The following is a 24,621-nucleotide window of genomic DNA, read 5'->3' on the forward strand; positions in this document are numbered from 1 at the left end:
TTGGTCTATGCCGGCTTGATCGCCGATTTTGGCCGGAACGCCTTGCAAACCGCTTCATTGGTTTCGATATACGGGCCGCCGATCAGATCGATGCAGTAAGGCACCGCAGCAAAGATGCCCGACACTTTTTGTTTACCGTCGGTATCTTTCAAGCCTTCCAGAGTTTCCTTGATGGCTTTCGGCTGCCCCGGCAGATTCAGGATCAACGCAGCGTGGTCCGCCGTTTCGCGGATCACCGCAACTTGCCGCGAGAGGATGGCGGTTGGCACGAATTGCAGGCTGATTTGCCGCATCTGCTCGCCAAAGCCGGGCATTTCCTTGGTGGCGACCGCCAGCGTCGCTTCCGGCGTGACGTCGCGCCGGGCCGGGCCGGTGCCGCCGGTAGTCAGCACCAGGTGACAATGATGCTGGTCTACCAACTCGATCAGGGTTTGTTCGATCAGCGCGCGCTCGTCGGCAATCAGGCGGGTTTCGACTTGCCACGAGCTGCTGAGGGCGGCGCTGAACCAGTCTTGCAGGGCGGGAATGCCCTGGTCCTGATAAACCCCGCTGCTGGCGCGATCCGAGATCGATACCAGGCCGATCTTCAAGCCTTGCTGCGATCCAGGGCTAGTTGTGCTCATCTTGCTGGTCTTCGTCATCCGCTTCGCCATCTTCCGCTCCGGCCGACGGCTTTTGCAATTGTTTCAGCAGCTGGAAAATTTCGCGATAAGCCTTGGGCGGCTTGTTCTCGGCTTGTTCCTTGCGGCCATTGCGGATCAAGGTGCGGATGTGCTGCACGTCCAGTTCCGGGTGCTTCGCCAGCAGTTCAGTCAGCGCGCTGTCGTCCTTCAGCAGGCGGTCGCGGTGGCGTTCCAGCGCGTGCATGGCGGCGGTGTCGGCTTTCGACAGGCCTCTCCAGCTATCCAGGGTTTTCTGGATTTCGGCGATTTCGTGCGGCTCCAGGCTACGCATCTTCTTGCCTACGTACTGGGTCTGGCGGCGGCGTCCTTCGTGATCCTTGATCTGCTGGCATTCGAGGATGGCGTCGCGCACATCTTCCGGCATCGGCACCCGCTTGACGCGGTCGCGCGATTCGGCAATCAACTCTTCGCCGAGCTTCTGCAACGCAGTCATCTCACGCTTGAGTTGGGACTTGGAGGGACGATCGTATTCTTGTTCGAACTCGCTGGACTGAAAGCCGCAGGAGCCCCGATTGGGATTTGGCATGATGTTAAGGGTACTTCCATACTGTAAACGACTGCTATGATAACCGTTTTATACCTTATTCAAAGAAAACCGACCCATGAGCGACTCCGTATTTATCCATAGTCAAGAGCAATTACAACAGCTGGCGCAGGATGTGTTGCGTTATGCGCGGGAAAAAGGCGCTTCCGGCGCCGCTGTCGAAATCAGCGAAGGCAGTGGTTTATCGGTGGGGGTGCGCAAGGGCAGCATCGAAACGATCGAGCAAAACAAGGACAAGGGCATGGGCGTCACCGTCTATCTGGGCGAGGAGGGCCATACCCGGCGCGGCAACGCCAGCACTTCCGATTTTTCGGCCAAGGCGCTGCAAGATACGGTCGAAGCGGCCTACAACATCGCCCGCTTTACCGCAGAAGACGATTGCGCCGGTTTGCCGGATGTTGATACTTTGGAAATGCACCCGCTGGATTTGAAACTGTGCTCGCCGTGGCTGATTTCGGCAGAGGAAGCTGTCGAATTGGCAAAACGTTGCGAGGCGGCAGCATTTGCCGTCGACAAACGCATCACCAACAGCGAAGGCGCCGGCGTATATGCCCAGCAATCGCACTTTGTGGCCGCCAATTCGCGCGGTTTCATGGGTGGTTACCCATTCTCGCGCCACACCATTTCGGTGGCGCCTATCGCCGGCAAGGGCGGCAACATGCAGCGCGACGACTGGTATTCGTCGATGCGCGATCCCAAGCAGCTGGCCAAGCCGGAAGCGATCGGTCGTTACGCTGCCGAGCGTGCACTGGCGCGGCTCAACGCCCGTCAGCTGGATACTCGCAAATGTCCGGTGCTGTTCGAAGCCCCGCTGGCGGCAGGTTTGCTGGGGGCTTTCGTGCAGGCGGTGTCGGGTGGCGCGCTGTACCGCAAATCGACCTTCCTGCTGGATACCCTGGGCAAATCGGTATTTGCGCCGCATATCCAGATTGTGGAAGACCCGCATGTCATCGGCGCGGTCGGCTCCGCGCCGTTCGATGAAGAAGGTGTGAAGACTCAGCGCCGCGACGTGGTCAAGGATGGCGTGGTGCAGGGTTACTTCCTGTCGACCTATTCGGCGCGCAAGCTGGGCATGAAAACCACCGGCAATTCCGGCGGCTCGCATAACCTGAGCATGACTTCTTCGCTGACCAAAACCTCGGATGATTTCAAGGCGATGCTGAAGAAGCTCGATACCGGCTTGCTGGTGACCGAGTTGATGGGGCAGGGCGTCAACTATGTCACCGGCGATTATTCGCGCGGCGCCTCCGGTTATTGGGTGGAAAAGGGCGTGATCCAGTACCCGGTCGAGGAAATCACGATTGCCGGCAATATGAAAGACATGCTGGCGCAGATCGTCGCCATCGGCGCCGATACGCTGATTCGCGGCACCAAACAAACCGGCTCGGTGCTGATTGAAAGCATGACTGTGGCAGGAAATTGATCGAAGGCGGCTGACAGCCCCGTAGCAAGCGGTTTTAACGCTTATCCGACACCTCCTTCGTGGAGGTGTTTTTTTGTCCTTGTTTTATTTTTATCGCCAGTATTGTCTTAATATCAAAAAAAGCAAGCGCTTGCGCAAGCGCTTGCTTTCCTCTAATATTGATCGCAAATCAGGCCGCGCTCTGTCTTTTGACGGTTGCGCAGTCTAGGTAAAAGATAAAAACGCAAGGAGACAAATGAAAATCCCGCATCCATGCGAGGCGCCAGACCCTCGCTCTACACTCCGCCCAAGAGTTGGCATTGAACGATCGCTCACGGCAGGATGCTTGCCGGCGGCGGCTACTTCTTGACCGCTCCGTATTATTTTTATCTGCTTATACCAACCGTTTTATCGCATTGATGAGTTTTAAAAAACTGATCGATCAGTCGAAACTAGGGGCTGTTCATGAAACCTGAACCAGGCGCAACACCAATCCTTGAGATGCGTGGCATCTCCAAGACCTTCAGCGGCTTGCGGGTATTGAAAGAAGTCGATCTGACCGTGTTTGCCGGCGAAGTGCATGCCTTGATGGGCGAGAACGGCGCCGGCAAGTCGACCTTGATGAAAGTCTTGTCCGGCGCCCACCAGGCTGACGCCGGCGGCGAGATTCGCATCGACGGCCGGCGCCTGGCCAGCTATGGCCCGGGTGCGGCCAAGGAGCACGGCGTCGCCGTCATTTATCAGGAGCTGAGCCTGTGCCCCAACCTGAGCGTGGCGGAGAACATCTATCTGGGCCGTGAATTGCGCGGGCGCAGCTGGACTGTCGACCGCAAGGCGATGGAGGCGGGATGTGTCGATGTGTTGAACCGCCTCGGCGCCGATTTCAAGCCGCAGACCAAGGTCAGCACGCTCTCGATCGCCGAGCGCCAGCTGGTCGAGATTGCAAGGGCCATCCATGCAAAGGCCAGGATCCTGGTGATGGACGAGCCCACTACGCCTTTGTCTTCGCGCGAGACCGATCGTTTGTTTGCATTGATCCGGCAGTTGCGTCAGGAAGGCCTGGCGATTGTCTATATCAGCCATCGCATGGCTGAAATCTACGAACTGTCGGACCGGGTTTCGGTGCTGCGCGACGGTAAGCACGTCGGCATGCTGGCGCGCGAGGAATTGTCGGCCGAGGCCTTGGTGAAAATGATGGTCGGACGCGATCTGTCCGGTTTCTACAAGAAAGAACATGCGCCCTATGATCCCGGCAATGTCGTGATGCGGGTGCGCGATATGGCCGATGGCGGCCGGGTCAGGGGCTGCAGCTTCGATTTGCATGCGGGCGAGGTGCTGGGCATCGCCGGCCTGGTCGGCGCCGGCCGCACTGAACTGGCGCGTTTGATTTTTGGCGCCGATCCGCGTATTTCCGGCACGCTGGAAGTGGCCGGCAAGGCAGTCACCGCGCTGCGCGGCCCGGTCGATGCGATCCGCGCCGGCGTGGTGTATCTGACCGAAGACCGCAAAGCCCAGGGTTTGTTTTTGGACATGAGCGTGCGCGACAACATCAATGTCTGCGCCTGCGTGCCGGATGCCAGTTACGGCGGCGTGCTGGATCGCCGCCGTGGTGCGCAACGCGCCAGCGCGGCGATCAAGTCGCTGGCGATCCGGGTGGCTTCGCCCAACATCAATGTCGGTGCGCTGTCGGGCGGTAATCAACAGAAGGTATTGCTGGCGCGCTTGCTGGAAATCAAGCCGCATGTGCTGATCCTGGATGAGCCGACGCGCGGCGTCGACATCGGCGCCAAATCGGAAATTTATCGGATCATCAATGAACTGGCCCAGGCCGGCATCGGGGTGGTGGTGATCTCTAGCGAACTGCCGGAAATCGTCGGCACCTCGGATCGGGTGCTGGTGATGCGCGAAGGCGAACTGGTGGCAGAACTCGGCGGCCATTCCGGGCGCGAGATCAGCCAGGAAAACATTATCGAACTGGCGACCGGCGCTCAGCAAATCGAGCCGCAAGCTGCCTGAACGGCGGGATTGACATCATGGATCAGAACAGCAAGGAGACAGAAATCATGGAATTGAGCAGCCAAAGCAGCCAAAGAACTAGTAGCACCACCGCCGTTGCAGTCGGCAAACGCGAACAAATGCGCAATCTGCTACGCACGGTCGGTATGCTGCCGGTGCTGTTGTTGCTGGTCTTGGGTTTTGCTCTGATGAGCGAAAACTTTTTCACGGTGCAGAATCTGTCGATCATCACCCAGCAAGCTTCGGTGAATATCGTACTGGCGGCCGGCATGACCTTCGTGATCCTGACCGCCGGCATTGATCTGTCGGTCGGTGCGATTCTGGCGGCGTCGGCAGTGGTGGCAATGCTGGCTTCGCTGTCGCCGCAATTCGGCATGCTGGGGATAGCCGCCGGTATCGGTTTCGGTCTGTTGCTGGGCTTGACCAACGGCGTCCTGATCGCCTTCATGCGCCTGCCGCCGTTCATCGTCACGCTCGGCGCCTTGACTGCAATGCGCGGCCTGGCGCGTCTGCTGGCGGATGACAAGACGGTCTTCAATCCGGAGTTGCCGTTCGCATTCATCGGCAACGATGCGGTGCTGGGCGTGCCTTGGCTGGTGATTATCGCCTTGCTGGTGGTGGCGCTTTCCTGGTTCATCCTGCGCCGTACCGTGATCGGCGTGCAGATCTATGCAGTCGGCGGCAATCAAGAGGCGGCGCGGCTGTCGGGCATCAAGGTCTGGAAGGTGCTGCTGTTTGTGTATGCGGTATCCGGCTTGCTGGCCGGGCTGGGTGCGGTGATGACGGCGTCGCGCCTGTCCGCCGCCAACGGCCTGCAACTGGGGCAGTCCTATGAACTGGATGCGATCGCAGCGGTGATCTTGGGCGGCACCAGCTTTACCGGCGGTGTCGGTTCCATAGCCGGCACCTTGATCGGCGCGCTGATTATCGCGGTGCTGACCAACGGCCTGGTGCTGCTGGGGGTTTCCGATATCTGGCAATACATCATCAAGGGCATCGTGATCATCGGCGCGGTGGCGCTCGACCGGTACCGGCAATCGGGTGCGCGTACATAAGGCTTACAGACCGCCGGGTGTGACAAGCTGGTCGTTGCACCGGGATTTTTATATGACCAGTAACAGGAGATAGGTACATCATGAAAAAAATCGCTCTCGCGGCATTGCTTCCGCTGACCTTGGCTCTGACGCTATCGACTGCGGCCCAGGCGCGTGAATTGAAAGCGGTCGGCATCACCGTCGGCTCGCTCGGTAATCCTTATTTTGTGACGCTTGCCAACGGCGCTAAAGCCAAAGCCCTGCAAATCAATCCGAACGCTAAAGTCACCGCAGTGTCGGCCGACTATGATCTGAGCAAGCAGTTTACCCAGATCGATAATTTCATTTCAGCCGGGGTCGACCTGATCTTGCTGAACGCCACCGATCCAGTCGCGATCGAACCTGCCATCAAGAAAGCGCAGAAGGCGGGGATCGTGGTGGTGGCGGTGGATGTCGGCGCCAAGGGCGTGGACGCTACGGTACAGACCGATAACGAGCTGGCGGGCAAGCTGGCTTGTAAATACCTGGTCGACAAACTGGGCGGCAAGGGTAACGTGATTATCCAAAACGGCCCGCAAGTAAGCGCGGTGACCGACCGCGTCAAAGGTTGCAAGACTGTCTTTGCAGCAGCGCCCGGCATCAAGGTCTTATCCGATGACCAGGATGGCAAGGGTTCGCGCGAAGGCGGCCTGAACGCCATGCAAGGCTATCTGACGCGCTTCCCGAAAATCGATGGCTTGTTCACCATCAACGATCCGCAAGCGATCGGCAGCGATCTCGCCGCCAAGCAATTGAAACGCAGCGGAATCGTCATCACTTCGGTCGACGGCGCACCGGATATCGAAGCTGCATTGAAGGCGCCAAACTCGATCCAGGCTTCCGCCAGCCAGGACCCGTGGGCGCAGGCGCAGGATGCGGTTGCCATCGGCTATGACATACTCAACGGCAAACGCCCGGCCAAACCGGTCGTGCTGCTGGAGCCGACGCTGATTACCCGCGATAATGTCGCTACGTATAAAGGCTGGTCCAGCAAGCGTTAGCATTGATACGGTGGCTGCGGATGTTCCGCTCAATGCGGGGTATTTGCAGCCGCCCATAGACTGCAGGAAAAAGCAGCAAGAAAATGCAGCAAAAAAAGGGGAGTGAATACAATTGGCAACCATGGATGATGTCGCAAGAATCGCGAAGGTATCGACTTCGACGGTCTCGCATGTCTTGAACGGCACGCGCAAGGTGCGGCCGGCTACCGTGCGTGCGGTGGAGGCGGCAATCCAGGAGCTCGGCTACATACCCAACACCTTGGCGCGCTCGCTGGCGCGCTCGACCTCGAACACCATCGGCGTGGCGATTTCCGCGCTCTCCAATCACTATTTCAGCGAAACCGTGCACGCCATCGAAACTGAATGCGCCAAGCACGGCATCATGATGCTGTATGTCGATACCCGCGACGATCCGGAGCAGGAACTGCGCGCGGTCAAGGCGCTGCATCATCGGCGGGTCGACGGCATTTTGCTGGCGCCGTCCGCCGATCCGCAGCATCTGGCGCTGGAATATCTGCGCGCCAACGAGATCCCGGCGGTGCTGGTAGACCGGCTGGTGGCGCAAGGCTTCGACCAGGTCGGCGTGGAAAACAAAAAATCGTCGCAGGAACTGGTCAGTCATCTGATCCAGCACGGGCATAAACGCATCGCACTGATTTCCGGCAGCGCCGGCCTGCCCACTACCGATGAGCGGATCGAAGGTTATCGCGCCGCGCTGGACACCGCCGGTCTGCCGTTTGATCCGGAACTGCTGGTCAGCGGCGAATCCAGCAGCGAACCGGCCAGGCTGGCAACCCGCCAGCTGCTGACGCTGGCAGCGCCGCCGACCGCCATCATGGCCGCCAATAACCTGATGACCATCGGCGCCATGCACGCTCTGCGCGACGCCAAGATAGATGTGCCGGAACAGATTGCCCTGGTCGGTTTCGACGATTTCGACTGGGCCGATTTCTTCATCCCGCGCCTGACCGTGATGGCGCAACCAGTCAAGGAACTGGGCATGCGCGCAGTCAAACTGTTGATGAAGCGGATTGAAACGCCGGAGGGCAAAAAGCAGACCGTGCGGATGGCGCCGACGCTGCGCGTCCGCAATTCCTGCGGCTGTCTTTGACCCCACATGACGGATTCGGAGAAAGGCAGAGTGCACTAGGTGGTTTCGTTCTTTTTTAACGATAAGGCAGTACTCCGTGGCCCGCTAAGTGGGGTCAGAGTGAAGTTTCTGCAAAAGGCGTGCAGAAAGTTCACTCTGACCCCAGTTAGCTCCGACCCCAGGTAGCTTTTGATATGGCCCGCAATTTGAATAAGCTAAGAATGGATTTCTATGGTTAGTCCCATCTCACTCGGGATCGATCTCGGCACTTCGGAACTGAAAGCGGTATTGCTCGATGTGAGCGGCGCGGTGCTGACGCATGCCGGGGTCCACCTGAGCATCTCGCGGCCGCAAGCCGGCTGGTCCGAGCAAAATCCGGAAGACTGGTGGCAGGCTTGCCTGACGGCTTTGCAGCAGTTGCGGCAGCAGCAGCCGGACGCATATGACCGTGTACGTTGCATCGGTTTATCGGGGCAGATGCATGGCGCGGTGCTGCTGGATCAAGGCGACCAGCTGCTGCGCCCGGCGATACTCTGGGACGATTCGCGCGCTTTGGCGCAGGCGCACTCGCTGGGCCGCCAATATCCCGCATTTGCCGATGTCACCGGCAGCTTGCCGATGGCTGGCCTGACTGCACCCAAGCTGCTGTGGCTGCGCGAGCATGAGCCGCAAGTATTCAGCCGGATTTCCTGTGTCTTGTCGCCCAAGGATTACCTGCGTTTGCGGCTGACCGGCGAGCGTATCAGCGATGTCTCCGACGCCGCCGGCACGCTGTGGCTGGATGTGCGCCAGCGCGATTGGTTCGAACCCATGCTGCACGCCTGCGGGCTGCAATTGAATCAAATGCCGCGTTTGGTGGAAGGCTCGGCAGCGTCGGCCGCTTTGAGCGCATCCGCGGCGTCGCTGCTGGGCTGGCAGCAGCCGGTGGTGGTGGCTGGCGGTGGCGGCGATAATCCGGTATCGGCAGTCGGCATCGGCGCGATTGAGGCCGGCCAGGCCTTCGTTACGCTGGGCACCAGCGCCGCCATGGTCGCCATTACCGACCGCGTGGCCGGCATGCCGGCCAGTGCGGTGCACAGCTTCTGCCACGCGCTGCCGCAGCGCTGGTACACCATGGGCGCGATGCTGGCCGGCGCCAGCTGCCTGCGCTGGGCCACTCATTTGCTGGGCCAGGCCAATGAGCAAGCCTTGCTGCAACTGGTGCAAGAAGAATTGCCGCTGACTCAGCCGGCGCCTGCCGCGACGCCCTTGTTCTTGCCCTATCTGGCCGGCGAACGCACGCCGCATAACGATCCGCTGCTGCGTGGCGGCTTCATGAATCTTGCCTATGATACGACGCCGGCGATGCTTGGTTACGCGGTGCTGGAAGGGGTCGGCTTCGGCCTGCTCGATGCGATGTCCGCGGTGCAATCGGCAGGCGCGGAAGTAGCCACTTGTTCCCTGGTCGGCGGCGGCGCCCGCAGCAATTACTGGGCGCAATTGCTGGCGAATATCCTCGACCGGGAAGTTTGCACCTTGTCAGGCAGCGAACTCAGCGCCTGCATCGGCGCCGCCAAGCTGGGTTTCCTGGCGTATGGGGGCGGCCGCGATTACCACGAATTGCTGGCAGCTGGCATGCCGATAAAGGAGCGCTTCGTTCCCGTTGCCGCACAGCAGGAGGCGCTGCAAGCGCGCTACCGGAAATTCCGCGGCTTATTCACCGCGGCGCAAGCTTTGCATGATTGAACTTTAGTCGCTTATTGAATTCTTATTTCATCCTCGATTAACACAAAGGCATAGACATGAATCAGCTGGATCAGATCAAGCAATACACGACGGTGGTAGCCGACACTGGAAACTTCAAGCAACTGGCGCAATTCAAGCCGCGCGACGCCACCACCAATCCCTCGCTGATATTGAAAGCGGTGCAGCAGGCCGACTACGCGCCGCTGCTGGCCGAGACCGTCGCCGCCCATGCCGACAGTGCGCTGGATCAGATCGTCGACCAGGTGCTGGTGCGTTTCGGCCTGGAGATTTTGCAAGTGGTGCCGGGCCGGGTCTCGACCGAAGTCGACGCCAGGCTCAGCTTCGATAGCGCCGCCACGGTGGCGCGGGCGCGCCGCATCATGGCTTTGTATGAAGCTGCCGGCATCGGCCGTGAACGGGTGTTGATCAAGATCGCCTCGACCTGGGAAGGGATCCAGGCTGCCGCCATCCTGGAGCGCGAAGGCATTCGTTGCAATCTGACCTTGCTGTTTTCATTTTGCCAGGCGGTTGCCTGCGGCGCGGCCAAGGTACGCCTGATCTCGCCGTTCGTCGGCCGCATCTACGACTGGTACAAGAAATCCGCCGGCAGCGCCTGGGATGAAGCGGCCAATACGCTGTCGAACGATCCCGGTGTGAAATCGGTGGCGCAAATCTACAGCTATTACAAGCGTTTTGGGATTGAAACCGAAGTGATGGGCGCCAGCTTCCGCAACGTCGGCCAGATCGCCGCGCTGGCCGGTTGCGATCTGCTCACCATCAGCCCGGAGTTGCTGGCGCAGCTGCAAGCCAGCGACGCCGCCTTGCCGCGTGTGTTGGACAAAGAGGCTGCCGCCCGTGCTGACTTGCAGGCAGTCAGTTACGACGAAGCGGGTTTTCGTTACGCCCTCAATGAGGACGCCATGGCTACCGAAAAACTGGCGGAAGGGATACGCGGTTTTGCCGCCGATGCGATCAAGCTCGATAAGATCATCGAGGATTTGCGGGCTTCGGCGCACGCTGCCAATTGAGGGCTTCTTAATTCTTGATGTCGCCCCGGCAAGAGTCATCTGGGGTCAGAGTGAAGTTTCTGCAAAAAGCGCGCAGAAAGTTCACTCTGACCCCAGTTAGCTGCGTTTGTTAAGCGCGCAGGGCCTGCTGACGCCAGCGCCAGCCCAGCAGCGCCAAAGCCAGCACCGCATGCAGCGCTGCTATGCTCAGCATGACCCAGCCGCTGCCAATATGCAGTGGCATGAAAAGCAGGGAGAGCACGTTCAAGCCCATCACATTGCACAGAAACGGCAGCAGGCCGTTGATGATTGCCAGGTACAGGACGGTGGTGGCGCCGACCCGCTTGCTCTTGAAGGAAAAGGCAAAGAACAGGTAGACGCAGCAGTCGCGCAATAGCATCAGAGCCAGCGTCATGGCCAGGAAAGAAATACCGGCGACTGTCGCTGATAATCTGAACGGCAAGCCAAACGGCAACGCTTGGTCGCCGCCGAATTGCAGCAGCAGCGCGAAACAAAAGCTCAATGCCAGCGTGGTCGGCCAGATCGGCAAATTGCGCAGCAGGCCATGCCAGTTGCCGGCTTTTGCCCGGGCCACGATGCGTTGCCAGAATGCGATATCGTTCTTTTCCGAGAACAGGGCCGCATAGGTCATGGCGAGCGCTAGCATCAGGGCTATCCAGAGCAAGCCGGCGCCGTCGCTAAAGCCGGCGCCATAAGCTGCCAGCACGCAGCAAGCCAGCGGCCAGGCCCACGGTATGGTCGCGATTTGCAAGGCGCTGCGCATGCTGCGCCAGGCGGCAAATATAGCGATGGCGGCGAAGAAAATCATGCTGGCCGCCAGGAACGACCTGTAATAAAACATCTGCCCCCACCACACGATGGAACTATCGATTTGGGAGCGGAAGGATGGTGTCAACACAAAGGCGAGCAGCACCACCGCCCAGGTGACGCCGCCGCGCTGCGCGGCGCGCAGGTCGCTACGCATCAGATGCAGGTTCAAGGCCATCGTCGCCGCATGCATCAGGATCGCCAGCGCCGCCAAGGTCAGGCTGTCGACCAGGATCATGCTGCGCTCGCGCGCCAGCGCGGCAATCACGAACGCCGCCAGGCAAAGCACGCCGCCATACCAGTTGAAGGCGGTGGCGCCGAACAGCTTGCCCCAGGTCATGGTCCAGGGATCGAGCGCGCTCATGCGCTGCTGGTCCCAGGTCTTGTCGCGGATCTCTTCGATCACGGCGCTGCTGGCGTTGCGGGTGCCCCACAGGCAGACGATGCCGGCGAACAGGATCAGGGCCACGCTGTCGAGCGCGACAACGCCGAGAAAATTATTGTTGGCGATGCTGAGCGCGAAGAAAATCAATCCCAATATGGCGGGCATGGCGATCAAGCGATGCAGGGAGAATTGCAGCCACAGGTTACGTTTGAATTCGGGATTGATCACGATGCGCTCCTGCCGTTGGATGGGGTGTTTTGGTTATTTTCTCCGCGTTCTCCGTTTTCATAGCTGGCGACCGAGCGCAGATAGGACTGCTGCAGGTTTTCCTTTTGATCGGTGAAACTGCTGATCGCCAGGCCGCCGCCAATGAGGCGCGCCAGCAATGCTGCCTGGGCCTGTTCGTCGCCGCTGAAGATGACATCGGCGCTGCGCTCGTCGCCGGCGTTGATCTGCAGCGCCGGTTCGGCCGCCAGTTGCGCGTGCCAGCCGGGAGTGGCTTGGGCCAGGGTGATCCTTAGCGACTTGCGCGGAGCGAGTGCTGTGCTGCCGTGATCCAGTGCGCGATACTCCAGCACTCTGCCGTCGCGCAGGGCCAGCATGTGGCTTGAATATTCATCCAGCTCCGCCAGGATATGCGACGACACCAGCAGCGTCATGCCTTGCGCTTGCAACTGGCGGAACAGGCCGGCCAGGCTGGCGCGTGCCTCTGGATCGAGGCCGGAGGCCGGTTCGTCCAGCAGCAGGATCTGCGGTGCGTGAATGATGGCTTGGCCGATCGCGACGCGCTGGCGCAAGCCGCGCGAGAGCTTGTCGCAAGTCTGTTGCAGGCGGTCGGTCAGCCCGAGCTGGCGGGCGGTGGTTTGTATCGCTTGCGGGATGGAGGGCGCCGGCAAGCCTTGGGCTGCGGCGGCGTATTCAAAGCATTGGGCCACTGTCAGCGCCTGATACAAGCCATAAAAATCGGACAGGTAACCCATGATCCGGTGCACTTCACGCGGCTGTTCCAGCACATCCAGACCGGCTACGCTGATCGAACCGGAGAGCGGCGTTTCGAGGCCGGCGATGCAGCGCATCAGCGTGGTTTTGCCGGCGCCGTTGGAGCCGACCAGCGCCGTCACGCTGCCGGCCTCGACCTGCAGGCTGACTTGATGCAAAGCCCGATGACCGGGGTAATCGAAGGTAAGGCCAGAGATTTTTATCATGAGAGTCCGGAGGGACGATAGCAATGTAAGTTGCTAATAATATAGCAATGCGTGAGAAGGGTGCCTGCGAAATCCGCAAATTGCAGCCGGCAACATTGTGTATCGGTACGCGGGCGGCTGTTACCAAATGATTCATCTGCTTCTCTGGAGCCGTAACTCGGATTTAATAGCTGCTTTGTTTTCTGGAGGTTGTTATGCGCTCTGAGCAGCTATTGTCCGCTTTGAAGCTGGGTTCACTCGCCGCCTTGTTCAGCCTGGGGTTGGCGTCGTCGGTGCTGGCGGCGCCGGTAATGGATTTTCGTAGCGAGGATGTGCTGGCGGCGGCAGGCGGGGTGAAGGATGAATTGCATCTGAACCCAAATCAGCAAACCTTATGGCGTCAGCTGGAAACCAAGACCCGCGCTATCCTCGCCGAGCGCGAAAAACGCCAGCGCGATCTGCAAGCCGGCATGATGAAAGGCTTGAATGATCCAGCCATCGATTTGCGGCAGTTGTCGGCAGCGCTGGATACGGAATCGGGATTGGCGCTGCAGGATAACCGCCAGTTGCGCGAGCTTTGGCTGAGCATGAGCGATGCGCTGGATGATCAGCAACGGCAAGCGCTGCGGCTGTTCCTGGCGGATCGGTTGCAACGCGTCGACCAAACATTTTGCGAGCGCAGTCCGGCGGCGAACAAGGACAAGCCGGCAGGCAAGGGGCGCGGTAAAGGCATGGGTGGCATGGGCGGCGGTTCTATGTAGTGCTGACACCGGTCTGCAGTGATTGCGGCTTTTACCAGCGGCCGGCCAACATTAAGAAACCCGGAATCCAGCAAGAAACAATCCCGATAATCGCGGTGATGACACCCAGTGAGCGGATGGTTTTTTGAAGCGCCATTGCCAGAAAAAACAAGAACCAAAGTGCGCCCCAGGTCAGCCACATCATGGTTGAGCGCATATCCTGGCTGATCGCCAACCAGGCCATCGGCAGGGTGTTGATGGCAACGAACAAGCAATACCAGCCCAGTCCTTTGCCGTTCATGCCTTTCCATTGCACCACCGCCAGATACAGATAAGTGAACGCAAACAGCAAGCCCGCCGCCACGCTCAGGTAGCCGGCGTTGTCCACGCTGCGGACCAGGCCTAGCAAACTGATGAATAGCGCAAGCGTGCCAACCAGAAAATTGAAGACAGCATTTTCACGCGCCTCGATGCGGCCGGTCAGGCCGACGCCATTGACGACCAGCACTGCGCCGATGAACAGTAGAGCAATGCCCAACATGATTTATTTCTTTCTGAAGTACTGCCCATGATTTTGATCGGATTATCCGAAGGTGCGGGCAAGATATCTGATTCACCTATATGCAGGTAAACCGGAATCGAATAAAGCCAATATGAATATTGGTCTTGAAATTGATCGCTAAATAGGCCTAATTCAAAGAGGCTCAATTCAACGGGGTCTAATTCAAAGAGGTTTAATTCAAAGCACAGCAGAGCCAGGCTAACCTCATCGACATTGCATTTGCAATGGAATCGTCAATCGAAAAAATGCGCACAACTGCTTATCTTCTGCTGCACTCCACGCTGCATCTGATCAACGCCGTCGGCAGCCGCCGCACCTTCGTAGGTAACGCAATATGTTCCAAGCGGTGTGACGATATTTGTTATTCTGCGGCCACCTGGCAATACTCTTTCTTCCATCCGCCCCCATTTCCCCTTGCCGGCAGCAGCAATTCCCTTCGCCATCCTCGATTGCGCTGTATCGGGTGCTGTCTCAGGAAGTTTGGGGAAGGCCTTGCGTAAATCACGGTCAATTTTTCCGACATCGCGCTTGGCATTGAGAATCATCTGTTCTGTGCTGATGGGCTTGGATGACGTGGTGTCTGAAGAATAGCTGTCCTCGGTATGGCTGGCCGCCGCAGGATTTGATATATCGGAGCTGCTTTGGGGAGGCACGTCGGCCGCGGGTGCATGTGGCGCATTTTGCTGCTTATTTTTCGGTGTCGATTGCGGCAGCAACGACCTGGTCCGCGCTACGCTTTGCCGGGCCGCAGGTTGCTGCAGCGGCAGCGTGAACAGGTGCAGGAGTATCGTTGGATTTTCCGCTTGAGACATCGTCGGACGGTTCATCATGCTTACCCAAAGATAGATGCCGAGAAAATGCAAAGCGATGGTAAACGCCAAGGTAATCCGACGGGCAGCGCCTCTATCCCCTGCGAGAATTTCTGTCATTGGCCGTCAGTATCTCTCTTGGCGTTCATTGGTTCATTGGTTTATTTACGGATTGATGCAATGCGTTCTAGATATATCCAAGTTCCAATCCCCTGAGCACGGCCCGCACGCGATCGCGTACACCGAGCTTGGAGAGAATGCTGGAGACATGGTTTTTGATCGTACCTTCGCTCGGACCCAGCGCATCGGCAATTTCCCGGTTATTGAAGCCGCCAGCCATGAGAGCCAGTATTTCAGTCTCGCGGCCGGTTAATCGCTCCGGCAGGTCCAGATTAGGAAAGGACGAGGCTGTCTCTTGAATACCTTGTAGTACGCGCTCCGTGATGGCCGGGCGGAACAAGGTGAAACCGGCGGCGACGCGGCGGATGGCGTCGGTCAGGCGCTCCAAGGAAATATCCTTGAGCAGAAAACCTTTGGCGCCGGCGCGCATTCCTTCCAGCAGAGCTTGGTCGTCGTCAAAAGTCGTCAGCAAAATGGCAGGGGGGATGGGGCCATTGTCCTGCAATGCATGCAACACCTCGATGCCGGAGCGTACCGGCATACGGATATCCAGCAAAATCACATCGGGTTTTGCCGTCGCGATGACGGCTAGCGCCTGGCCGCCATCTGCAGCTTCAGCCACTACCCGAATGTCGTCGGTCAATTCCAGCAAGCCGCGTATGCCACTGCGAACCAGGGTCTGATCATCAACCAGTACAACACGAATCATTGTGCGCCTCCAAATGCCGGTAGCCAAATTTGGGTGCCGAAACCGTTGCCGATGCAAATGCCGGCGTCCAGCGTTCCACCCAATGCTTCGATACGTTTGCGTATTCCATGCAAACTGCCGTCCTTGTCAAGTTGGCTCTTTGCTGCATTAGCGTCAAGGATGGTGATTGTCATGCCGTCATTCGTGCTGGCAAGCGTAATATCGGGGACTGCATTGTCGTCATGTCGGATTGCATTGGCGATCACTTCCTGCACGCTGAGAAAAATCGCATGGGCAAGCGCCGGCGATCTCACTTCCAGCTCGCCATCGATGGTTAACTCAACGCGCGCGCCCCAAGGATGGGAAGCGCCGTGGCACAGGGTTTTCAGAGCTTTCCGCAAATTGATCCGCTGCTCTTGCCGTTCCACGCTCACCAGCGCGCGAACCTCTGCCAGCAAGCGTTGGGCCAGCTCGCGCGAGGTTTGAACCGGTTCCGGCGCTTGGCCGCCGGCCTGGCGAGTGGCGAGATCGAGATGCAAATTGATCGCAGTCAGATGATGACCGATTGCATCGTGCAGATCGCGGGCGATCCGCATTCGTTCGGATGCACTGACCGCCCCTCCCAGAAGCTGCTGGGTGGCGAGTAATTCCGCATGGGCGACTGCGAGTTTGATCCGGCGCCGGTGCTCCGCTGCCGCCAGGTAGCCGATGCAGAAAGCCATCGCCTGAAATGCCACTCCCATCGCGATATCCAGACCAATATGAACCGCGCGCTGATGCGGCGATAGCGGCGTAACATCCGTTCCGCTCACGTTGCAGATGAGTAGCGTGTCGCCGATGTGGAGCAAATGGGATAGATTTAACGCCGTATACGCCATCATCTGCGCGCACAGCCAGAGCAAGCCCGGTCGCAGGGGCTGGATCAATGCATATTCGGCGGCGACGATAAAGAGCAATTCATCGTTGATCAGCAGTCCCAGCACAATCTGTGCGCTTAGCAGACCCGCATTGCTCAGCGCTGAACGGTTGATTGACGGCTTGGTGCGCATCCAGAACGCCGCCGTGAATCCAGTTAGTGACAGCAGGTAAAGAACGAAAAGTAAGCGGAATGTCGCATCCAGCCGATCCGAGGCAAGCATGCCGTCCGTGCCTGAAAATTGCATGACCAGGCTGACCAACGGGTAGTGCAGGAATGGCAGCGATGGCACCCCGACAAACCAGAGCGGCACAAACTGCTGCACACCGATCGCGAGGCAGGCGAGCAGAGAGGCAGTTCTGAATATGGCTAGAGTCGATGGCTTCAGCATTGCGGTAGCCAGATCTTGATGCTGAAGCCGCCTTCGATGCGATTTCCGGCTTCCAGTTTTCCACCTTGTTCTTCGATGCGTTCGCGTATTCCGTGCAGACCATTGCCCGCCTTATTTTTGTTCATGCCTTTGCCATCGTCACTGATGGATATCGCCAAGCCGTCGGGCAAGCTGGAAAAAACAATTTGGAGAATATTCGCCCCCGAGTGCCGCACCGCGTTGCTGATCGATTCCTGTACGCTACGGAAGATCGTATGGGCAAGCGTTGGGGAGTTAAACGCCAGTTCGCTATCGAACGACAAGGCAATGCGCGGCGTCGGGATACCGGCGCATAAGGTTTCCAGGGCTAGCCGCAAGTCGAGCACCTGATGTTCCCGCTCGACGCCCACCACGGCGCGCACCTCTGCCAGCAAGCGTTGCGCCAACAGGCGTGAGGTCCGGACCGATTCGATAAGACGGCTGCCGGCCTGGCGCATGGCCAGATCGAGTTGTAGATTGAGCGCCGCCAGGTGATGACCTATGGCGTCGTGCAGATTGCGGGAAATCCGCTCCCGCTCCGAACTGCGAATGGCGTCCGCCAGCAGCAGTTGGGTGGCAACCAGATCCGCATAGGCGCCGGCCAGAGCAATCCGGCTGCGCATCTCGGCGTTGGCAAAGTAGCCGATGCAAAAAGCCAGAACCTGGAAGATCATTCCTCTGATCCAGGACAGGCCCATGACGACCGCCAGCGGTGGCGGCACTGCTCCTGCAACGTTGCAGGCCTGCTTGCCGGCCACGACGCCAAGCAAAAACGGCATGGCGGATACATCGATCAGTACTATCTGCGCACACAACCATGCAAGCGCAGCGCGATGGGGCAAGACGAACGCAAGTTCCATCGCAAAAACGTAGACCAGGCCGGGTTCGGTCCATGGCTCCACCAATACGCCGATCAAGAGTTGCACCGCCAGCAGGCCCGCAGCCATTGAAGTCGGGCGTTTGGCGGTGGGGCTGGTGCGTAGCCAAAAGGCGATAGCGAACAGGCATATGCACAGGATGAAAAGGCTTAGAAATATCGTGTATCCGATCGAGGGCCGGTCGGCAGCGGCGGCGCTGAAAAGGCCGGCCAATTTCATGGCTAGCATGGCCAAGGCGTTTTTCGACGACGCGTCGCCTTGAACCTGCTGCAGCCCAAGATCCATGATGCTTGCCAGCCCCAATCCGAGCATGATCGCGCACGCCAGCATGCCGACGGTTCTGAATATTTTGAGAGTAGGTAGAGTCATTGCTTGCCTGGGGATTCAAATTGCCTGGTTTGATGATCGAAAGCCGATGCCTTGTACTCCTTGTACTGGCAGTTTCACAGAAAGGGGCATCTTACGGCACTTTCTCAAGTGCGAGACAGTGCCGAAAGTCATGTTCGGGTTCTCTATCTTCCGGCACATGTGCGACTGCGCGCTTTGTTCCAGAATGCGACCTCGTCCGGCGTATTGGCCGGACCCGTCGGATCTCTCTCTTATTCAAGGAACCCTCAATGAAACAACGCATTATGTATATGGCCTTGCTCCCGCTCTTAATTTTCAATAGCAGTGTCGCTCGTGCCGACGACCTGTTTGTATATGGCAAGGTGGGGACGGGGGTAGAGGCAGGTGTCGGTAAGGTACTCAACGACAATTTCTCGGTACGGCTCGGTATCGGCAGAGGATTTTCCGGATCGAACGACCGCAATATCGGCGGCAACCATTACGACATCAAGCCGGACAGCAGCACATCGCTGAATGCGATGGTGGACTGGTTTCCTGTCGCCGGCAGTGGATTTCGTATGTCCGGCGGGCTGGTGTACAGTAACAAACAGGCGCAGAACCTGACGGCTGCTTCCGACTCCGGCGGAAATTATCACTTGAACGGCAATACTTATTCCGCCAGTGAAGTCGGCCAATTGCGCGGTAAATCTACTTTCAGCAAATTCAGCCCTTATCTCGGCGTAGGATGGGAATCGGCTGCTGCAAGCAAGCCGGGATGGCGCTTCATCAGCGATGTCGGAGCGCAGTTCATGAATGGAGGGAAGGCCTCGCTCTCGGCTTCGAGCGGAGCTGGCAATGCGGCGCTTGGCCAGGATCTTGCAGCGGAGCAGCGGCGGGTCTCTTCTGACTTTCACGACAGAAAATTCCAACTCGGGATTTCAATAGGTACGGCTTACTCGTTCTAAATCCTGCATGGAAGGGCGGATAGTGCATGGTGCAGTATCCGCCTTTTCCAATATTAACGATCTATTGTCAGAGCGACGCCGTCAACCACCCAGATACGCTTCCAGCACCTTGGGATTATTCAACAGATTGCTACCGCTATCAGCCAGCACGATCTTGCCGGTTTCCAGCACATAGCCGCGGCGGGCGATGCGCAAGGCCTGGCGGACGTTTTGTTCGACCAGCAGAATGGTCAGGCCGGTGCGGTTGATTTCCTGGACGATGCGGAAAATTTCCTGCACCAGCAGCGGCGCCAGGCCCATCGACGGTTCATCCAGCAACAGCACGCGTGGTTTGGCCATCAGGGCGCGGCCGATCGCCAGCATCTGCTGTTCGCCGCCGGACAGGTTGCCGGCCAGGCCGTCCTTGCGCCGTTGCAGCACCGGGAACAAGGAGTAGACCCAGTCCAGATCCTGGGCGATTTGTGCTTTGTCTTTGCGGGTGTAGGCGCCCAGCGCCAGGTTCTCGGCGATGCTGAGGGTGGTCAGCGTGGCGCGGCCTTCGGCGACTTGCACTACGCCGCTCTGAACAATCTTGTGCGGCGCCAGCCGGGTCAGGTCCTGGCGCTCGAACAGCACTTGGCCGCGAGTTGGCTTGAGCAGGCCGGAGATGGCCAGCAGAGCGGTGCTTTTGCCGGCGCCGTTGGCGCCCACCAGCGCCGTGATTTCGCCCTCATTGAGTACCAGGTCTATGCCTTTGACCGCTTCGATATGGCCGTATGAAACCGCCAGGTCCTGCACTTGCAGAATCGGTGTCTGGCTCATCTTGACTTGGGTATTCATTCTGCGTCTTCCTTACCCAGATAAGCTTCGATCACTTCCGGGTTATTCTTGATCTGATCGGGGCTGCCTTCGGCGATGATGCGGCCGAAGTTGAGCACCGCGATGCGGTCGCACAGGCCCATCACGAAACGCATATCGTGTTCGATCATGAAGATGCTGAAACCGCGTTGCTTGATGTTCAGGATCTCCGTCATCAGCTCGGTTTTTTCGGCCGGGTTCATGCCGGCAACCGGCTCGTCGAGCAGCAACAGCTTGGGTTTGGTTGCCAGCGCGCGGGCGAATTCCAGCTTGCGCTGCTCGCCGTAGGACAGGCTGTCGGCCAGCATCTGCGCCTTATGATCGAGGCGCACCCATGACAGCAATTCCAGCGCGCGTTCACGGGCCTGGGCTTCGATCTTGCGGAAGCCGCCGAGATTGAGCAGCAAGCTGCCGAAACCGTAGTGCATATGGTCATGCATGCCGACCACGACGTTTTCCAGCAAGCTCATTTCCTTGAACACGCGGATATTCTGGAAAGTGCGGGCGATGCCGCGTTCGGTAATCTTGTGCGGCGCCACCTTGCCGATATCCTGGCCATCGAATTCGATAGCACCGCCGGATGCGCGCAGCAGGCCGGTGATCAGGTTGAACACGGTAGTCTTGCCGGCGCCGTTAGGGCCGATCAAACCGAAGATGCCGCCTTGCGGAACGTTGAAGTTGACGTCTTGCAAAACCTGCAGGCCGCCGAAATTCTTACTGATATTCTTGAGTTGCAACATTAGTTATTTCCTCCAGTTTGCGGCTTGCGCTGGAAAAATGCCCGAAGCCGGCGCGGATCCCAGATGCCTTTGGGCAGATACAGGATCACCAGCACCAGGATCAGGCCGTTGACCACCGCACGATAGCTGTTGAAATCGCGCAGCGCTTCCGGCAACAGCGTCAGTATCATGCCGCCCAGGGTCGGGCCGATCAGGGTGCTGGTGCCGCCGAACACGGCCATGGTCAGGATTTCCACGGCGTTTTCGAAGGCATAGTTGCCCGGGCCGATAGTGAAAGTGTAGTGAGCGTTGAGGCCGCCGGCCACGCCCGCGATGGCGGCGCCGATGACAAACGCCAGCAGTTTGTAGCCCGCCACATTGATACCCATCAGGCGCGCCGCCACTTCATCTTCCTTGATGGCTTCGAAAGCGCGGCCGATTTTCGAGCGGCGGATGCGCGCCAGGATGTATAGCGTAAGCGCCAGCAGCAAGACGATGTGCCACCATTCGGTCTTCAGCGGAATGCCGTTCAAGCCGAGCGGGCCGCCGGTGATATCCATGTTCAGCACAATCACCCGCACCACTTCGCCAAAACCCAGGGTTGCCATCGCCAGGTACACACCGGACAAACGCAAGGTCGGGATGCCGATGACCAGCGCTACCAGCGCCGGCAGTGCGCCGCCTAGCGCCAGTGCGGCCGGGAACGGCAGGCCAGTCTGCATGCTGATCAGCGCTGCGGTGTAAGCGCCGATGCCCATGAAGGCCGCGTTGGCCAGCGACAGCAGGCCGCAGGACAGGGTGATATAAATCGACAGCGCCAGCATGGCGTTGACGCCGAGGCTGAAAATCACGGTGTTATAGGTCGACCAGAAACCGTCCCACCAATCCATGAAGCCCATATTTGTAATCAATTCAATCATCTCAAGCCTTCCTTTCCAGCACTTTGCCGAACATGCCGGAAGGCTTGACCAATAAAATCAGGAACAGCAAACCGAAGCCCACCGCGTCGCGGAAATCGCTGGAAATATAAGCCACCGTCAGCACTTCGGCAAAACCCAGGAACAGGCCGGCGATCATGGCGCCGCGGATGTCGCCCATGCCGCCCAGGATGATGACGGCGATGCCTTTGTGCAGCATCGGTTGTCCCATGAACGGTGTAATCGCGTTGAACGACAGGCCGACCAGCACGCCGGCGGCGCCGCCCAGGGCGGCCGCAGCGAACGAGGTCAGGTAGAACAGGCCTTCGACATTGATGCCGAGCAGGTAAGCCGCTTTCGGCGATTCGGCAATTGCGCGCAAGGCGCGCCCAAGCTGGGTGCGGCGCATCACCGCCAGCAGCACCAGCATCAGGATGAAGGAAATCAGGACGATGCCGATTTGCACCGCGGTGACATGCAGATGGCCCCAGTTGTAGCTGTCTTCCGGAATGGTGCCGACCGGGAAGCGTTTGTTTTCAGCGCCGAACAAACCTTGCGCCAGGCTGGTGAGGATGGTGGCGACGCCGATCGTGGCGATCATCGGCGCCAGATGCGGCGCATTGCGCGCCCGCAGCGGCTTCAGCACCAGGTAATCGACCAGCAAGCCGATCAGGCCCGACACCAGCATCGCGGCCAGCATTGCCAGCCAAAGCGGCAACGCCAGATGTTCAACCAGCAGCAGCGCGGCGTAGCTGCCAAGCATGAAGATCGCGCCGTGGGATAAATTGATCACGCCCAGCACGCCGAAGACCAGCGTGAAGCCCAGGGCAAACAGCGCATACACGCTGCCCAAGGAAAGGGCGTTGATGAGTTGTTGTTCAAGCATGGAGGTTTTTTTCTAAAAATCAGCGCAAATGCAGTTAATTGGGGTCAGAGTTTTTTTACGACAGTTATATCGTCGTAAATTACTCTGACCCCAATTAACGGACTACGGAGTACAAAATTTTCTGGCGCAACGGCCGCCATTCTTTCTCCGGACGCCGTCAATAGGGGACAGAGTAATTCGTCGCGCTGCGGCGACTCTTAAACTCTGTCCCCAATTGACTACAGACTACGTTACTTCAACAATACGAATTTGCCACCCTTGGCAATATTCACAATCGCATCCTGCTGCGCATCGTAACCAACTTCCTTACCAGTCACCGGCGGCGCTTTGCGGAATGCAAACTTGCCAGTCGCACCTTCAATCGTCACCGCAGGCAAGGCCTGTTGCAGGGCAATCCGATCCTTGTCGAGGGCACCGCTCAGCTTGATATTCTTCAAGGCGGCGACCACCACATGCAGGGCGTCGTAGGCTTGCGCTGCGAACTGATCCGGATCGCTGCCGAACTTGGCCTTGTAGGCGGCAATGAACGCCTTGTTGGCCGGCGTCAGGTTTTCCGACGACCATGGGCTGCCCATGATGGTGTCGTCGCCGGCGCCCTTGGCGATATCAAACAGCTTCGGCGAATTCAAGCCGTTGCCGCCGATGAACGGTTGCTTCATGCCCAGTGCGCGGGTTTGCAAAATGATGTTGGCCGCTTCTTCGGTCAGGCAGGAGCAGACGATCGCATCCGGATTGCTGGCCTTGATCTTGGTCAGCTGCGCCTTGAAGTCGACGTCGCCCTTGGCATACGCTTCAGTGGTGGTGACAGGAATTTTCTGGTTCGCCAGGGTCGCCTTGAAGACGTCGTAGCCGCTCTTGGTGAAAGCGTCGTCGTTACCGTAGATGATGGCGACTTTCTTGAGGCCGAAATGCTTGACCGCAGCGCGCGTGGTGACAGGCAAGACGTCGGCTTCCATCACGGAGTTACGGAAGGTGAACGGCCCCATCGCGGTGATGCCGTCGGCGGTGTTGCTGGTGCCGAAGGCCACCACTTTGGCGGCATTGGCGATCGGGTCGGCGGCGAACGCCGAGTTCGACAGGGTAGGGCCGAACACCAGCAAAGCCTTGTCCTTGAAGATCAGTTTCTTGAAGACGTTGATGGCTTCTTCTTTCTTGCCTTGTTCGTCTTCGATGATCAGTTGCAGCTTGTTGCCGTTGACGCCGCCGGCAGCGTTGACTTCATCGGCGGCCAGCGAAAAGCCGTTCTTGATGGCGACGCCGTATTTGGCGGCAGGCCCAGTCAATGCCGCAGCCAGGCCGAGCTTAACGTCGGCAGCGTGCGCGGCGCTGCCCAGACCGGCAGCAAGCATTAGTAACGGAAGTGTTTTAAAGACTGCTTTGATTCCCATTTCTATATCCTCCAAGAGACCGTTTTTTTGAGCGATTTCCTACCATGCAGCGGCGTACTGGGGCGACTGCAGCCAAAGCATTATGAAGTAAGAAATCAGCGAGCGTTATTATTTTGGTGCACGCTGGGTGGGTGCACCAAAAGTGAACAAAGTATAAGGGATTTTCGGTCTGAAATTCCTGGCGCTCAAGTAGCTCACAAGCCAGGTAAAGCGGATGTTTTACGCGGGAGGATTACGACTTTTGGTCGGGTATAGCGAGTTATTGCGCGGTTTTTCGCAATTATACCCGGCGTTCGGGCTTTGCGCTGTCGACCTTATGCCGATTCGGCATGGTGGAAAGCTTTGCGCTTTCCACCATATTGAAACCTGAATCAGCGTTCGATTCAGCCCAGTTGCTGCCGCAAATGCTGGATCGCCAGCCGCACCTGGCGCGGTGCAGTACCGCCGATATGATCGCGCGCCGCCACTGAACCTTCGAGTGTCAGCACCTGGAATATATCGTCGTCGATCAGGGACGAGAAT

The 24,621-nt window shown here is 58.5% G+C and carries 24 protein-coding genes; 10 read left to right on the forward strand and 14 right to left on the reverse strand.

The window, feature by feature from the left end; genetic code table 11:
- Nucleotides 1-5 precede the first annotated feature (5 nt).
- Nucleotides 6-623, reverse strand: a complete 618-nt coding sequence (gene mog, locus VNZ60_RS11580) for a molybdopterin adenylyltransferase (protein ID WP_325659245.1) — start codon at nt 621-623, stop codon at nt 6-8.
- Nucleotides 610-1,209 carry a ribosome biogenesis factor YjgA gene (gene yjgA, locus VNZ60_RS11585; protein WP_325659247.1) on the reverse strand — a complete coding sequence of 200 codons (600 nt, stop codon included), beginning with the start codon at nt 1,207-1,209 and terminating at the stop codon, nt 610-612. Before yjgA ends, mog begins: the two co-directional genes overlap by 14 nt.
- Before the next feature lie 76 nt (nt 1,210-1,285).
- On the opposite strand from yjgA, the gene pmbA reads away from it, so the two are divergent.
- From pmbA to tal, 8 genes are all read left to right on the forward strand, one after another.
- Nucleotides 1,286-2,650, forward strand: a complete 1,365-nt coding sequence (gene pmbA, locus VNZ60_RS11590) for a metalloprotease PmbA (protein ID WP_325659249.1) — start codon at nt 1,286-1,288, stop codon at nt 2,648-2,650.
- 299 nt (nt 2,651-2,949) lie between these two features.
- Complete coding sequence (locus tag VNZ60_RS11595) at nt 2,950-3,105, forward strand: hypothetical protein (protein WP_325659251.1); 156 nt, start codon at nt 2,950-2,952, stop codon at nt 3,103-3,105.
- Complete coding sequence (locus VNZ60_RS11600; RefSeq protein WP_325659253.1) at nt 3,095-4,645, forward strand: sugar ABC transporter ATP-binding protein; 1,551 nt, start codon at nt 3,095-3,097, stop codon at nt 4,643-4,645. The genes VNZ60_RS11595 and VNZ60_RS11600 overlap by 11 nt, the downstream gene beginning before the upstream one ends.
- A 17-nt stretch (nt 4,646-4,662) precedes the next feature.
- Complete coding sequence (locus tag VNZ60_RS11605; RefSeq protein WP_325659254.1) at nt 4,663-5,700, forward strand: ABC transporter permease subunit; 1,038 nt, start codon at nt 4,663-4,665, stop codon at nt 5,698-5,700.
- An 80-nt stretch (nt 5,701-5,780) separates the two neighbouring features.
- A complete protein-coding gene (locus tag VNZ60_RS11610; RefSeq protein WP_325659256.1) occupies nt 5,781-6,719 on the forward strand; it encodes an ABC transporter substrate-binding protein in 939 nt (312 codons plus the stop codon).
- Between the two features lie 121 nt (nt 6,720-6,840).
- Complete coding sequence (locus tag VNZ60_RS11615) at nt 6,841-7,830, forward strand: LacI family DNA-binding transcriptional regulator (RefSeq protein WP_325659288.1); 990 nt, start codon at nt 6,841-6,843, stop codon at nt 7,828-7,830.
- Nucleotides 7,831-8,052: 222 nt separating this feature from the next.
- Nucleotides 8,053-9,534, forward strand: coding sequence for a xylulokinase (xylB, locus tag VNZ60_RS11620; RefSeq protein WP_325659290.1), 1,482 nt, complete (start codon nt 8,053-8,055; stop codon nt 9,532-9,534).
- A gap of 56 nt (nt 9,535-9,590) precedes the next feature.
- Nucleotides 9,591-10,562 carry a transaldolase gene (gene tal, locus VNZ60_RS11625; protein WP_325659257.1) on the forward strand — a complete coding sequence of 324 codons (972 nt, stop codon included), beginning with the start codon at nt 9,591-9,593 and terminating at the stop codon, nt 10,560-10,562.
- Between the two features lie 109 nt (nt 10,563-10,671).
- Here the strand turns inward: tal and VNZ60_RS11630 are convergent, their stop codons facing one another.
- Together VNZ60_RS11630 and VNZ60_RS11635 are read right to left on the reverse strand one after the other, a co-directional pair.
- Complete coding sequence (locus tag VNZ60_RS11630) at nt 10,672-11,982, reverse strand: hypothetical protein (RefSeq protein ID WP_325659259.1); 1,311 nt, start codon at nt 11,980-11,982, stop codon at nt 10,672-10,674.
- Nucleotides 11,979-12,959 (reverse strand): ABC transporter ATP-binding protein, encoded by a 981-nt coding sequence (locus VNZ60_RS11635; protein ID WP_325659261.1) that lies wholly within the window; start codon nt 12,957-12,959, stop codon nt 11,979-11,981. Before VNZ60_RS11635 ends, VNZ60_RS11630 begins: the two co-directional genes overlap by 4 nt.
- Nucleotides 12,960-13,153: 194 nt before the next feature.
- On the opposite strand from VNZ60_RS11635, the gene VNZ60_RS11640 reads away from it, so the two are divergent.
- Nucleotides 13,154-13,699 (forward strand): hypothetical protein, encoded by a 546-nt coding sequence (locus VNZ60_RS11640; protein ID WP_325659263.1) that lies wholly within the window; start codon nt 13,154-13,156, stop codon nt 13,697-13,699.
- 31 nt (nt 13,700-13,730) lie between these two features.
- Here the strand turns inward: VNZ60_RS11640 and VNZ60_RS11645 are convergent, their stop codons facing one another.
- From VNZ60_RS11645 to VNZ60_RS11665, 5 genes are all read right to left on the reverse strand, one after another.
- Nucleotides 13,731-14,219 (reverse strand): AmiS/UreI family transporter, encoded by a 489-nt coding sequence (locus tag VNZ60_RS11645; protein ID WP_325659265.1) that lies wholly within the window; start codon nt 14,217-14,219, stop codon nt 13,731-13,733.
- A 254-nt stretch (nt 14,220-14,473) separates the two neighbouring features.
- Nucleotides 14,474-15,169: a hypothetical protein gene (locus VNZ60_RS11650; RefSeq protein ID WP_325659267.1), complete on the reverse strand. Its 696-nt coding sequence runs from the start codon at nt 15,167-15,169 to the stop codon at nt 14,474-14,476.
- Between the two features lie 67 nt (nt 15,170-15,236).
- Nucleotides 15,237-15,878, reverse strand: a complete 642-nt coding sequence (locus VNZ60_RS11655) for a response regulator transcription factor (RefSeq protein WP_325659269.1) — start codon at nt 15,876-15,878, stop codon at nt 15,237-15,239.
- A complete protein-coding gene (locus VNZ60_RS11660) occupies nt 15,875-17,164 on the reverse strand; it encodes a sensor histidine kinase (protein WP_325659271.1) in 1,290 nt (429 codons plus the stop codon). The genes VNZ60_RS11655 and VNZ60_RS11660 overlap by 4 nt, the downstream gene beginning before the upstream one ends.
- Nucleotides 17,158-18,429 carry a sensor histidine kinase gene (locus VNZ60_RS11665; RefSeq protein WP_325659273.1) on the reverse strand — a complete coding sequence of 424 codons (1,272 nt, stop codon included), beginning with the start codon at nt 18,427-18,429 and terminating at the stop codon, nt 17,158-17,160. Before VNZ60_RS11665 ends, VNZ60_RS11660 begins: the two co-directional genes overlap by 7 nt.
- Before the next feature lie 248 nt (nt 18,430-18,677).
- Here VNZ60_RS11665 and VNZ60_RS11670 point away from each other — a divergent pair, with 248 nt between their 5' ends.
- On the forward strand, nt 18,678-19,352 hold the full coding sequence (locus tag VNZ60_RS11670) for a hypothetical protein (RefSeq protein WP_325659275.1): 675 nt from the start codon (nt 18,678-18,680) through the stop codon (nt 19,350-19,352).
- Nucleotides 19,353-19,433: 81 nt separating this feature from the next.
- Here VNZ60_RS11670 and VNZ60_RS11675 read toward each other — a convergent pair whose 3' ends face one another.
- The 5 genes from VNZ60_RS11675 to VNZ60_RS11695 all read right to left on the reverse strand — a co-directional run bounded on the left by VNZ60_RS11675 (nt 19,434) and on the right by VNZ60_RS11695 (nt 24,099).
- Nucleotides 19,434-20,171 (reverse strand): ABC transporter ATP-binding protein, encoded by a 738-nt coding sequence (locus VNZ60_RS11675; protein ID WP_414648819.1) that lies wholly within the window; start codon nt 20,169-20,171, stop codon nt 19,434-19,436.
- Nucleotides 20,168-20,929: an ABC transporter ATP-binding protein gene (locus tag VNZ60_RS11680; protein WP_325659277.1), complete on the reverse strand. Its 762-nt coding sequence runs from the start codon at nt 20,927-20,929 to the stop codon at nt 20,168-20,170. The genes VNZ60_RS11675 and VNZ60_RS11680 overlap by 4 nt, the downstream gene beginning before the upstream one ends.
- Entirely contained in the window at nt 20,929-21,798 is an 870-nt protein-coding gene (locus tag VNZ60_RS11685; protein ID WP_325659294.1) for a branched-chain amino acid ABC transporter permease, read from the reverse strand. Before VNZ60_RS11685 ends, VNZ60_RS11680 begins: the two co-directional genes overlap by 1 nt.
- 31 nt (nt 21,799-21,829) lie before the next feature.
- On the reverse strand, nt 21,830-22,711 hold the full coding sequence (locus tag VNZ60_RS11690; RefSeq protein ID WP_211465259.1) for a branched-chain amino acid ABC transporter permease: 882 nt from the start codon (nt 22,709-22,711) through the stop codon (nt 21,830-21,832).
- Between the two features lie 230 nt (nt 22,712-22,941).
- Nucleotides 22,942-24,099 (reverse strand): ABC transporter substrate-binding protein, encoded by a 1,158-nt coding sequence (locus VNZ60_RS11695; protein WP_325659280.1) that lies wholly within the window; start codon nt 24,097-24,099, stop codon nt 22,942-22,944.
- Nucleotides 24,100-24,621: the final 522 nt, after the last annotated feature.

The sequence above is a fragment of the Collimonas sp. genome (assembly GCF_035566375.1).
In the GTDB taxonomy this organism is placed as follows: domain Bacteria; phylum Pseudomonadota; class Gammaproteobacteria; order Burkholderiales; family Burkholderiaceae_D; genus Collimonas.

What these genes read in the sequence shown, in the direction of transcription:
- mog (WP_325659245.1), bottom strand. Translation starts at nt 623, where the DNA reads ATGAGCACAACTAGCCCTGGATCGCAGCAAGGCTTGAAGATCGGCCTG.
- yjgA (WP_325659247.1), bottom strand. Translation starts at nt 1,209, where the DNA reads ATGCCAAATCCCAATCGGGGCTCCTGCGGCTTTCAGTCCAGCGAGTTC.
- pmbA (WP_325659249.1), top strand. Translation starts at nt 1,286, where the DNA reads ATGAGCGACTCCGTATTTATCCATAGTCAAGAGCAATTACAACAGCTG.
- VNZ60_RS11600 (WP_325659253.1), top strand. Translation starts at nt 3,095, where the DNA reads ATGAAACCTGAACCAGGCGCAACACCAATCCTTGAGATGCGTGGCATC.
- VNZ60_RS11605 (WP_325659254.1), top strand. Translation starts at nt 4,663, where the DNA reads ATGGATCAGAACAGCAAGGAGACAGAAATCATGGAATTGAGCAGCCAA.
- VNZ60_RS11610 (WP_325659256.1), top strand. Translation starts at nt 5,781, where the DNA reads ATGAAAAAAATCGCTCTCGCGGCATTGCTTCCGCTGACCTTGGCTCTG.
- VNZ60_RS11615 (WP_325659288.1), top strand. Translation starts at nt 6,841, where the DNA reads ATGGATGATGTCGCAAGAATCGCGAAGGTATCGACTTCGACGGTCTCG.
- tal (WP_325659257.1), top strand. Translation starts at nt 9,591, where the DNA reads ATGAATCAGCTGGATCAGATCAAGCAATACACGACGGTGGTAGCCGAC.
- VNZ60_RS11635 (WP_325659261.1), bottom strand. Translation starts at nt 12,959, where the DNA reads ATGATAAAAATCTCTGGCCTTACCTTCGATTACCCCGGTCATCGGGCT.
- VNZ60_RS11640 (WP_325659263.1), top strand. Translation starts at nt 13,154, where the DNA reads ATGCGCTCTGAGCAGCTATTGTCCGCTTTGAAGCTGGGTTCACTCGCC.
- VNZ60_RS11645 (WP_325659265.1), bottom strand. Translation starts at nt 14,219, where the DNA reads ATGTTGGGCATTGCTCTACTGTTCATCGGCGCAGTGCTGGTCGTCAAT.
- VNZ60_RS11650 (WP_325659267.1), bottom strand. Translation starts at nt 15,169, where the DNA reads ATGACAGAAATTCTCGCAGGGGATAGAGGCGCTGCCCGTCGGATTACC.
- VNZ60_RS11655 (WP_325659269.1), bottom strand. Translation starts at nt 15,878, where the DNA reads ATGATTCGTGTTGTACTGGTTGATGATCAGACCCTGGTTCGCAGTGGC.
- VNZ60_RS11660 (WP_325659271.1), bottom strand. Translation starts at nt 17,164, where the DNA reads ATGCTGAAGCCATCGACTCTAGCCATATTCAGAACTGCCTCTCTGCTC.
- VNZ60_RS11665 (WP_325659273.1), bottom strand. Translation starts at nt 18,429, where the DNA reads ATGACTCTACCTACTCTCAAAATATTCAGAACCGTCGGCATGCTGGCG.
- VNZ60_RS11670 (WP_325659275.1), top strand. Translation starts at nt 18,678, where the DNA reads ATGAAACAACGCATTATGTATATGGCCTTGCTCCCGCTCTTAATTTTC.
- VNZ60_RS11675 (WP_414648819.1), bottom strand. Translation starts at nt 20,171, where the DNA reads ATGAATACCCAAGTCAAGATGAGCCAGACACCGATTCTGCAAGTGCAG.
- VNZ60_RS11680 (WP_325659277.1), bottom strand. Translation starts at nt 20,929, where the DNA reads ATGTTGCAACTCAAGAATATCAGTAAGAATTTCGGCGGCCTGCAGGTT.
- VNZ60_RS11685 (WP_325659294.1), bottom strand. Translation starts at nt 21,798, where the DNA reads ATGGATTGGTGGGACGGTTTCTGGTCGACCTATAACACCGTGATTTTC.
- VNZ60_RS11690 (WP_211465259.1), bottom strand. Translation starts at nt 22,711, where the DNA reads ATGCTTGAACAACAACTCATCAACGCCCTTTCCTTGGGCAGCGTGTAT.
- VNZ60_RS11695 (WP_325659280.1), bottom strand. Translation starts at nt 24,099, where the DNA reads ATGGGAATCAAAGCAGTCTTTAAAACACTTCCGTTACTAATGCTTGCT.